Source organism: Paraburkholderia madseniana (genome assembly GCF_009690905.1).
In the GTDB taxonomy this organism is placed as follows: Bacteria; Pseudomonadota; Gammaproteobacteria; order Burkholderiales; family Burkholderiaceae; genus Paraburkholderia; species Paraburkholderia madseniana.
In genome coordinates, this window is record NZ_VOSW01000194.1 from 1 (window position 1) to 7,701 (window position 7,701).

Annotated in this window: 6 protein-coding genes; 1 reads left to right on the forward strand and 5 read right to left on the reverse strand. The window is 56.4% G+C overall.

Annotation, left to right across the window (positions count from 1 at the left end; all coding sequences use genetic code 11):
* The first annotated feature begins 327 nt into the window (after window positions 1-327).
* Window positions 328-1,701 carry a UDP-glucose dehydrogenase family protein gene (locus FSO04_RS44440; RefSeq protein ID WP_154567675.1) on the forward strand — a complete coding sequence of 458 codons (1,374 nt, stop codon included), beginning with the start codon at window positions 328-330 and terminating at the stop codon, window positions 1,699-1,701.
* Here FSO04_RS44440 and FSO04_RS44445 read toward each other — a convergent pair.
* The 5 genes from FSO04_RS44445 to FSO04_RS46725 all read right to left on the reverse strand — a co-directional run.
* Complete coding sequence (locus tag FSO04_RS44445) at window positions 1,688-1,861, reverse strand: hypothetical protein (RefSeq protein WP_154567677.1); 174 nt, start codon at window positions 1,859-1,861, stop codon at window positions 1,688-1,690. The two genes, FSO04_RS44440 and FSO04_RS44445, sit on opposite strands and share 14 nt — an antisense overlap.
* A gap of 887 nt (window positions 1,862-2,748) precedes the next feature.
* On the reverse strand, window positions 2,749-4,074 hold the full coding sequence (locus tag FSO04_RS44450) for a hypothetical protein (RefSeq protein WP_154567679.1): 1,326 nt from the start codon (window positions 4,072-4,074) through the stop codon (window positions 2,749-2,751).
* A gap of 91 nt (window positions 4,075-4,165) precedes the next feature.
* Window positions 4,166-5,611 (reverse strand): pectate lyase family protein, encoded by a 1,446-nt coding sequence (locus tag FSO04_RS44455; protein WP_154567681.1) that lies wholly within the window; start codon window positions 5,609-5,611, stop codon window positions 4,166-4,168.
* 232 nt (window positions 5,612-5,843) lie between these two features.
* Window positions 5,844-7,145 carry a glycosyltransferase WbuB gene (locus FSO04_RS44460; protein WP_154567683.1) on the reverse strand — a complete coding sequence of 434 codons (1,302 nt, stop codon included), beginning with the start codon at window positions 7,143-7,145 and terminating at the stop codon, window positions 5,844-5,846.
* Window positions 7,142-7,701 (reverse strand): glycosyltransferase family protein (locus FSO04_RS46725; RefSeq protein ID WP_166618388.1); only part of this gene is annotated, 560 nt, incomplete at its 5' end. The genes FSO04_RS44460 and FSO04_RS46725, both read right to left, overlap by 4 nt.

The window sequence follows — 7,701 nt, forward strand, 5'->3', positions numbered from 1 at the left end:
TGCCCGACAATCTTGGGACGTTACCCCCCTTCTTCTTAGGGGTCCCCCCGCCACGAACGGCGCTTCATCCACCAGACCTCTCCAATCGTCGGTTCCCAACTAGCAAAGCAGACACTCTCGCTTCGCTTCCGCCAAGCTCGACACGCCGATCAAACCTTGACGAAAAGCGAAATTACCTTGTCGCCTTGCGCCAGATATTCCTCAAACGGGTTTCGCCGAGTAAAGATGCGAACTCGTCGGCCCCTTATGCCTTCGGACAAACCGATCAGGCGAGCATTTGCATGCCGACTCGCAGAATATTTCCACTTTCCACGCGCACCAGAATCCATGAAAGTCACTATCGTCGGAACAGGTTATGTCGGTCTTGTCACCGGAGCATGCCTCGCGGAGTTGGGTAATGATGTGCTGTGTCTCGATGTTGATGCAGCGAAAATTGAAGAGCTAAACGGCGGCGGCGTACCTATCTACGAACCTGGTCTATCGGAAGTGATCACGCGTAATCGCGACGCCGGTCGCCTAACGTTTTCCACTGACATCGCGAAAGGGGTTTCACACGGTGATATTCAGTTCATCGCGGTCGGAACCCCACCCGATGAGGACGGCTCCGCAGACTTGAAGTACGTGCTTGCTGCCGCGCGCAGCATCGGCCAGCATATGGACTCGTTCAAGGTCATTGTAGACAAGTCGACCGTTCCGGTGGGTACCGCGGACAAGGTGCGTGATGCGATCTCCGAGGAATTGACGGCACGCGGCCATGACGCACAGTTCGCTGTGGTCTCAAACCCGGAGTTTCTCAAGGAAGGCGCTGCGGTAGAAGACTTCATGCGCCCCGATCGGATCGTATTGGGATACGATTCGGACGTCCCGGGGTTGCGCGCGAAGAGCCTGATGGAACAGCTTTACGCACCGTTTAACCGCAATCATCAACGCACCCTGTGTATGGACGTGCGATCAGCCGAGTTCACCAAGTACGCGGCCAATGCAATGCTTGCCACGCGGATTTCCTTCATCAATGAACTCGCGAACCTGGCGGATCGCGTTGGCGCGGATATCGAGCATGTCCGGCGCGGCATTGGTTCTGATCCACGCATCGGTTACAGCTTCCTGTACGCCGGTTGCGGATACGGTGGGTCCTGCTTTCCGAAGGACGTGCAGGCACTGATGCATACCGCCAACGAAAACGGCATGGAGCTGAACATTCTGGCTTCGGTCGAGTATGTGAATACACTGCAAAAAACGGTGCTGTTTGACAAGATCAAGCAGCACTTCAACAACGCACTTAATGGCAAACGCTTTGCCATTTGGGGCCTCGCTTTCAAGCCGAACACCGACGATATGCGAGCGGCAACCAGCCGGCAACTGATTGCAGCATTGATTCGCGGTGGAGCGTCGGTCAACGTGTACGACCCTGTTGCCCTTGACGAAGCCCGTCGGCTCCTGGCGGAAGACCTCGGTCCCGACGACTACGAGCATGTGACCTTTGCGAAAGAGCGCGACGTGGCGCTCCGAAACGCCGATGCGTTGGTGATCCTGACTGAATGGAAGGAGTTCCGCAGTCCCGACTTCGAGCAGGTGAAGGAAGCACTCAACGACACGGTTATATTCGACGGACGCAACCTGTACGAGCCCAGTGTGATGAGGGATAGTGGCTGGAAGTACTACACGATCGGGCGCGATGCGGCCCACTCTACTTCCCGGTAACGTAGTGGTCATGATTCGTATCAGGCTCAATGTGTTTGCGCTGCTGCTCCACGGCATCGCGCGGGTCTGCACCGATACAGATGTAGGCCGACTGCAAATTCGCGTGGGTGGCTTTAATCTGGTTTGGCGCCACGCTGCCGCTGCAGAGCAGCGCCGGCATTTTGGCCTGCGTATGGATAGGCGTTTCGTGAAAATTCCCCTGATTACTACAGTGGCGGCCGCGGTGGCTGCCATCACCTGCTCATCGGCGTATGCGCAGAGTAGCCTAGGCTTAATGCGAGCCCAATATTCAAGCGGCAATCCGCAGCGCGGTGGGCAGGCTGGTTCAGATTCGTCCTTGAGTCTCCTGCTTGGGTCACCTCCGGGCTACGAGATGAACTATCTCTCAGGTGATGACGCCTCGAGCTCAACCCGAAGCCAAACGTCCGCGCGCGATGGTCAAACGCGTAGTACCAAGTCACCGCAGAGTGGTCGCACTAGCCCCCTGTACGGCGCGCCCAAGGATTTCGAGGATAGCTACTCAGCGCATTTTGGAAGCCAGCCTGGAAAGATGGATGGCGCGCGTCATTCGACGAGCTACGGGCTCGCGGCGGTTGAGGGTTTGTCGTCGCCTGGAGCAAGGAGCGGCGGGAGGGCTTCGGCTGGGAAGGTGACGTTGCGGCGGAGTACTGGAGGCGTACGCAGCGGTCAATCGGGAAACAGCGATATGTCCGGCTCTCAGAGCGCTGCGCCGGCATCATCTTTCGTTACGCGGACTGATTCATCTGGTGGCCGGGATCCGGCTACCAGCTTCTATAGGTCGCCATGGTAATTTTCTGGCGCGCTTCAGTCACGCGTCGCCGGAAAGCGAATTAGCGTATTCGAAGCTCCACTCCTGGTTTCCTCCATCATCCCGACATTAATGGGCGACACGTTATCACGGTAGGTGCAACTATCGCCGCACACATGCTGCCGAAACGCCCGGCGAGAATTTCCGAAACCGGGTGCTTCTCGAGAATTGACCCGATATGCGTTACGGAAAACCAGATCACACAAGGACCTGAACTGCTATTGGAATGCCGCCCCGATATTGGGGGTTGTTTCCAATACTCGCTGGGACGCCCTGTTGACAATCTCAGTTTGACGCGCTGTCAAAGTCCGAGCGTGCGCGGAGACAAGCAGACCGAGTGCGAGTCCATATATCAATCCCGAGTAGCGGGGTCCGAGCGGGTTCCCGCCGATAGTCGTTGCCAGCATAGCGGCCACCGTCATCAGATATCGGCCCATTTCTCCAACAGGGCCGGCATCTTCCAGCAAGCCGCGAAAGCGGCGATAAACTTTAGTACAGCGGTACAAAACGTATACCAGCGCCAAAGGAAGAGCGACACCAAAGAGGACTCCGCCGGCGAAGAGTTGGTATACCCAGAAATTGTGCCCAGCCGCCCAGGAGTGTATCGCTTCGAGATCGCTACGACGTGAAAACTCAAGCATCTGAAGGATGTATTTCTCTCCATAGTGAAATTCGTGCCCGTAGCCTCTGCCTATGACCAGTGATGTGACATCGGCTGTAACCTGAGTAAGCTGATCATCAACTTCTGCCAGACGGCTGAGTGTCGTTGGGTCTTGACCGCTTTGCGTGCCCGCTGCGAAGAACAACCGCTGAGTCCAATGATCAAGTACGGAGGGAAATATCCACAACGCACCCGCGGTGATCAATCCACCAAACCCTGCGATTGCAATAAACGTACGCAGCAGCGACTTCGCAAGATGACTTACAGTAGGAGCGGCGAGCCACGTTGCTAGAATAAATAGCAAAATCGTGCCAACTAGCAAACTTCTTGTCACACTCAATAGCTCAACGATCAAAGTGGCTGCGAAGAACACCGCTGCCACCTTGGCGCGTTGTCGCCGCACGACAATGTCATAAAGCAGCATCCCTTGAAAGCCCAACAGAACCGGAGATACAACCTTGTACCGTACCTCATCAATCGAGCCTCCTGTCAACATTCCATAAGCGAAGCTCGCAGCCATCGATAGCGCCATGCCGACGAAGATATAACGATTGAACGCCTTCAACCTGCGCTCGGTCCATGGGTGACAACCCACTAGATACGCGACTAGAAATAGAATGAACGGCAATATCACCCGAAGATAGTTCCCAATGTCGTTTCCCTGCACTAGCTGAGTGACTATGCTGCCCGCTACGGTTACCACTAACGCCGCAGTCACGAATGTTCGAAGCTGGGACCTGCCTCCAAATCGGGGGCCTGAAAGCGCCAGTAGCGCACCCGCGATTAGCGCAGGTGCAACGAGCAAGATCTGGAGCAAATGCCCTTGACTGTCATCTACATTCCGATAGTCGAACGCCAACGGCAGCAGAAACAGCATTGTCATTAGCGATCCATTTTTCACACGCATGATTGCCCTTGTTACTTGTTCATTTCTTGAAACAGATTGATCGCCCTATTGCCAGAAGACGACGAGTTCACGGCAACGGCTCGTACCCGGTCATAATCCAGCCGGAAGCAGCGTTGGCATCTCGGCGCCATGCAAAGCGGATCAAGGTCTTGTCGACGCTCGCGACAAATTTCACCGAACTTCCGCATTGAATCGCCAGGTTGTTATCGCGGTTGACCGCACCGTACAATCGGACCACATAGTAGAGACCGTTGAACATGCTGTTCGCAGCACTGGGGAGCCGCAGCGTGCGCGGGGATGTGAATGGCGTCTCGAACGACAGAATGTTCGGATCCCCAAGTGCCACAGCGTAGTCGGCATCCCCGAGGTTCCTCGATACGCGATCGTTCTTGTACTGATCGAGGACTAGCGTGTCGCCAGTCGCTGACAAACCGTTGTCGCAGATCTGCCATTTATGACCATCGAGCGACATGTTTCTAATCCGCATTGGGCCCTTGGCGCCACTTATCACGAAGACATCACCGTCCAACTCGGTTGCGGTCGCAACAAGGGTGTCGATTTCGAAACTCCCCGTCGGCCCGCCGATTCCCGTCGCGAAAAGCGTTATTGCACCCCGTTCAGAGCGCAACACCATGGCATTTCCACCGATATGAAATTGTCCGACTGTGACGTGTGCGCCTGCGCCAATTTCGAACAGGTTGACCGATCTTCGATAGACGCCGTTCTCGAGTTTTATCGCCCTGATCGAACAAATACTTCCGGCTGCGATCGAGAAAAGTTGGGCGCCTTGCTGTGCAGCAATGAATTCAATGGTGTCCACAACCCAGTTGTAGCCACGAACGTCCTTGAAGACGGGACCGATCATACGGTGGCAATCTACGAAAAACCGTCCCCATTTATTATTCGGAACACCGTTAACGCATCCAGTCCACTGCATTGCGCCGGCGCTCAAACCACCTTCAAACACAAGTTCATCCCAGACACCGCCCCAAGGCCCGCCAATGCCAGGTTTCACCTTGATTGCGTAGGATCCACGCGCGAAACGTAAGCCTGTTAGTGAAAACTCACACACCATCTGAGAAAACAGAATTGGGTTGGCGTTCTCGTGAGAAGCCGGCTGCTCGTTCGCGTAATCGAACTCGATGTTGGAGATGCGCCACGTGTGCGTCAGCGGCTTGGGACTGTTCGGTGCAATATCGAGGATCGGTACGTTGTCGGTCGTCTGCAGAATACGGGTGCCCCCGGCAATGTCACCAATTATCGCCCACTCAAATCCAGCGGGAATGACGAGCGGCGCACTAATGCAATAGGTGCCGGCACCGAGTGTGCCCCGTTTCTGATTGGCCACCAGAAAATTGATCCAGGCCTGTAGCGCTATCGTGTCATCAGTCTTGCCGTCACCCCGCGCGCCACCCCGCGCACGCGCGCTGAAATCTTCCTGCTGGAGCGCCTCCAACTGGCTGCGGGAAGCGATCAGTCCACTATGCTCAGCGCGTGCACCGTGCAATTTCATGGTGCACGCCAGCCCCATCCCGATTCGACCGATCCGCGATAGTGTCGTCCGGCGCGTCGAGTTCATTTTCAGTCAACTGTCGGTGGATAGGCTTTGGATCGTATCAAGTCGATTCGCCAATATGCCGCGTTTGTCGGAATCTGCCAAAGGATCAGCCGAATAAGCCACATCGTCTACCGCCTGGACCTGTTCAGAGATCGAGCGCCGCCGACCCGCTTATACAAAGCCCCCCTCAAGTAAGAACCGACCGCCCCCTAACCCGATCGCACAGCATCTGAAACTTGCCATCAAGGCGCTCCATCACCGCCCGGCGCGACAACTCCGTCTCAGCGTAGGCGCGTGCAGCAGCGCCAAGCCGAGCTCGCTTGTCCTTGTCGTCAGCCAGGTTTTCTATCGCCGCCACCAGCGCTTCAACATCCTCTGGCGGAACCGTCACGCCCCGCGGAGACACCACATCGAAGAGTTCGGTCCCTGCGCGAGCCATCGCGATGACGGAGCGGCCGCTTGCAAGCATGCCAGTCAGCTTCGAAGGCATAACCAGATCAGCCGCATCCGCGCGCTGCGGCAGAACATGGATATCCGCCACGTTGAGCAGATCGTTAAGATTTTCAAACGGCTGCAAAGAAAGAAATGTGCAGTTCGCCAGATGTCCGCATTGTTCAACAAGACTTCCTTTGGATGGACCGTCGCCGCAAAGCACGAAATGAATGTCCCTTCTGTGTAGAAGAGCGGCCGCCGCGTGCGCCAACACCTCGATACCCTGCTTGGCGCCCATATTCCCGGAATACAGAACGACGATAGAGTCCTCGGGAATATTCAGCGCCGTCCGGTACAGACTTGGGCGTTCCAGTGGAAAGATGGCGTTCACATCGACCCAATTGGGCAACGCAAACAATCGCGGCGAATCCACACCCTTGTTGCGGCCGTGCTCGATCATTTTCGCGGAAATGGTCGATACGACGTCGAAGCGCCGCATCAACCAACTTTCGACGCCCAAGGCAAACCGCCTCAACCGCTTGCCTTTCAACATCCCAAGCTCGAAAGCCGCATCGACTTCATAGTCCTGAATGTGAAGCCACGTGCGAGCCTTTGTCAGCCTGCCGAACATCAAGGCAGCCGGAATGTTCATCAGACTCGGGGCAACGGCGATCACAATGTCGGGGCGCCACAGCAATTGTGCGAACACCGTCGGCAGACTCGCGACGGCGAAACTCCCGAGATGCAGGAGACGCTTCAACCCGCTGGGACGACTCGGCACCCACACGGGCGCACGCTGCACGCGCACGGCCGCATGTTGCTCAGTGCGATAGCGCCAGGCCGAGTGACCGGCACCAATCTGCCACTCCGGGTAATACGGCGGCGCGCATACAACGCGCACCTCGTATCCTGCCTCAGCCAGCGATTCCGCCATCTCGGCACTGTACTTTCCAATGCCGGTGAGCTCGGGGGCATAGTTGAGGCCATAGATCAGGACCTTCCTGGAGGGCCGCCGATCGGCGGTGGCCGTGCTGGACTGGGTGAGCGAGTTCTTCATGCTTTCGGCGCCTTCAAACGCTCCCGCACCTTCAACACGATGAAATACTCGTAGATGGACTGCAGCACGGCGTAAACGAATCCGGGTCTTCCATCCAGGAACCCCCTTCGAACCCCGTATAGCACAAAGAATTTGACCAGCGGGCGCAGCGGCAATTTGTAAAACAAGCCCTTTTGATGATAACGGCGCACCTGAAAATCCGCGGCCAGCAGCGCCTTCGACACCTTGAACTTCTCGCCCTTGCTAGCGTTGATCAGAAATTGATCGGCCTCGAGCGAGCTATACGAATTGTGCCGTGCCAGCCAGTGCGAGACACCTTTGCTAAACGGGTGATGGTCAAGATATCCGTCAATCCTGCCTGTCTTGCCATTGACCACGGTGACCGGATTCACCATCCGTTCGTACTGAATATACGCCGGCTTGAAAAGGCGAACGTAGTAGGGCGACACCTGGACGTGTTTCAGCCATCGCTCGCTAAAGAAATCGCGGCGCTGTACTTCGAAGGCAACGCAGTCGGTCGATGTGGAGACCATCTCGCGTACGGGGCGGGCGAGGG

Excerpts from the sequence above, each read along its gene's own strand:
- FSO04_RS44440 (WP_154567675.1), top strand. The coding sequence starts at position 328 with ATGAAAGTCACTATCGTCGGAACAGGTTATGTCGGTCTTGTCACCGGA.
- FSO04_RS44445 (WP_154567677.1), bottom strand. The coding sequence starts at position 1,861 with ATGCCGGCGCTGCTCTGCAGCGGCAGCGTGGCGCCAAACCAGATTAAA.
- FSO04_RS44450 (WP_154567679.1), bottom strand. The coding sequence starts at position 4,074 with ATGACAATGCTGTTTCTGCTGCCGTTGGCGTTCGACTATCGGAATGTA.
- FSO04_RS44455 (WP_154567681.1), bottom strand. The coding sequence starts at position 5,611 with ATGAAATTGCACGGTGCACGCGCTGAGCATAGTGGACTGATCGCTTCC.
- FSO04_RS44460 (WP_154567683.1), bottom strand. The coding sequence starts at position 7,145 with ATGAAGAACTCGCTCACCCAGTCCAGCACGGCCACCGCCGATCGGCGG.